2 protein-coding genes are annotated in these 2,378 nt (G+C 75.9%); one reads left to right on the top strand and one right to left on the bottom strand.

Annotated features, from left to right (window positions below; translation table 11 throughout):
- Positions 1–1,751, top strand: a 1,751-nt coding sequence (locus FRCN3DRAFT_RS43585) for a winged helix-turn-helix domain-containing protein (protein WP_007520797.1), incomplete at its 5' end; no start/stop codon positions are given.
- A gap of 133 nt (positions 1,752–1,884) precedes the next feature.
- On the opposite strand, the gene FRCN3DRAFT_RS43590 is transcribed toward FRCN3DRAFT_RS43585, so the two are convergent.
- Positions 1,885–2,378: LppP/LprE family lipoprotein (locus tag FRCN3DRAFT_RS43590; RefSeq protein WP_007520795.1), on the bottom strand; the 494-nt coding region annotated here is incomplete at its 5' end.

Raw genomic sequence — 2,378 nt, forward strand, 5'->3', positions numbered from 1 at the left:
CCGGAGGCGCCGTCCGCGCGGTCCGCGCGGTCCGCGCCGTCCGCGCCGTCCGCGCCGAACGAGCCGCCTGGGCCGAACGAGCCACCTGGCCGCTCCGGGCCGTCCGGCGGGGCGCCGGCTGGTGGTACCTCCGCGCGGGCGTCGGCGGCCTCGGCGGCGAGCGGTGCGACGAATGGTTCCGGGGCCGCCTCCTCGGCCGGCTGAATGTCGGATCCGCGCCGTACTGTGCGTGCATGACGCTGGCCGAGACGCCCGCTGGCGGGCCCACGGAGCAGCCGACGGTGGCGGAATCGACGATGGCGGAGTCGACGGTGGAACGGCCGACGATGGCACGCCTGGCGGCGACCCGGCCCGCGGTGGAACGGCTGACGGCGGCGCAGGCGCGGCGGCTGGCGCTGGCGGCGCAGGGATTCGCCCGGCCCCTGGCATCCACGGTGACGGGACCGCGATCGGATCGGCGCCGGCTGCGCTGGCTGTTCGAACGGGTCGGCGTGCTGCAGATCGACTCGGTGAACGTGCTGAGCCGGTCGCACTACCTGCCGGGCTGGTCCCGGCTCGGCCCGTACCCCCGGGCGGCGCTGGACGACTACGTGCACCGGGATCGGCGAGCCTACGAGTACTGGGCGCATGAGGCGTCGTTCGTGCCGATCGAGTGGGAGCCGCTGCTGCGCTGGCGGGCCGCCGCCGCCCTGGCGGGCGACGGCATGTGGGGCGGGCTGGCGCGGTTCGGGCAGGAGCGGGGGGACTACGTCGCCAAGGTCCTGGCCGAGGTCACCGAGGGCGGGCCGGTCACCGCGGCCCAGCTGTCCGAGCCGGGTCGCGGCCGGGGTTCCTGGTGGGGCTGGGCGGACGGGAAACGGGCGCTGGAGTTCCTGCTGTGGACCGGCCAGGTGTGCGCCGCCGGCCGGCGGACGACCTTCGAGCGCACCTACGACCTGCCCGAGCGGGTGATCCCGGCGGCGGTGCGCGCCGTCCCGACACCCGACCAGGCACAGGCGCACCGTGCGTTGCTGCTGCGCGCCGCGGATCGGCTCGGGGTGGCGCTCGCCGCCGACCTGCGCGACTACTTCCGCCTGCCGGCGGCGGCCGTCCGGCCCCGGCTCGCCGAGCTGGTCGAGGCGGGCGAGCTGGTGGAGGTCGCGGTGGACGGCTGGTCGTCGCCCGCCTACCTGCGCCCGGGCCTGGTGATCCCGCGCCGGGTCGAGGCGGCGACGCTGCTCTCCCCGTTCGACTCGCTGATCTGGGAGCGCGCGCGGACCCGGCGGATGTTCGGCATGGAGGTCAAGCTGGAGGTGTACACGCCCGCCGACCAGCGCCGCCACGGGTACTACGTGCTGCCGTTCCTGCTCGGCGACCGGCTCGTCGCCCGAGTCGACCTGAAGGCAGACCGGGCGGCCGGGGTCCTGCGGGTGCCGGCCGCCTGGCTGGAGCCGCCGGAGAACCAGCCCGACGCGGGGACGCGCGCCGCCGCGAGATCCGTCCCGGCGCCCGGTGTGGTCGCGGCCGCGCTCGCGGCGCACCTGCGGGCCATGTCCGCCTGGCTGGGCCTGGGCGAGGTCGAGGTGGCGCCGCGCGGCACGCTCGCCGCCGCGCTCGGCCGGGCGCTCATGGCCAGAGCGGAACCCGACCCGATCAGAACGCCAGCGCCGGACGCCGGACCCGCGCCGGAAGCCCGGCCCGCGCCGGAAGCCGTGGCCCAGGTGGGCGGGCCGGCACCCGCCGAGGCGGGATCACCGAGGTCGCCGAGCTAACGCCGCCCCAGCGAATGGTCATCCGTCGCTGGCCCCATCGGAGTCAAGATCAGTCAGACGTTGCGCGTCACGGGCGGCGCGTCACGTCTGACTGATCTTGAAAGGTCGTTCCGAAACGGGTGGACCTTGTGGATCACCGGCGGCTGTTGGGGGTCTCCCAGTCGGCGGACGGGAGCGGATCGATGGGCTTGACCGTCGTGCCGGCCCAGACGAACCGCACGGTGGCGGCGCCGGCCGTCGGGCAGCACTGCGGGTCGTCCGGGCGGTAGAGCTGGTACTGGAGGGCGACGGTGTCGTCGGTGGACCAGATCCAGCTGACGGTCGCGCTCGGCATGGCCGCGTCCGTCGCGAGGTAGTGCCCGTCGTGGAAGAAGAACGCGCGCTGCGGGTGACCGTCCGCCGAGGTGGCGAGCATGCCGACGATGACGCTCAACGTCCGGTCCGGGTCGTAACCCGAGGTGTCGGCCGGGGAGTACCCGGCCGCCCGGACGACCGCGGCCGCCTCGGCCACGGTCAGCCCACCGGCGGCCGAGGCGGTGGGTGACGCGGCGGCGGGTGATTCGGTGGCTACGGGGCCTGCCGCCGTGGCGGGACTCGCCTGCGCCGCGGCGGCGGCGCTGGCGACCG

The organism is Pseudofrankia saprophytica (assembly GCF_000235425.2).
GTDB lineage: Bacteria > Actinomycetota > Actinomycetes > Frankiales > Frankiaceae > Pseudofrankia > Pseudofrankia saprophytica.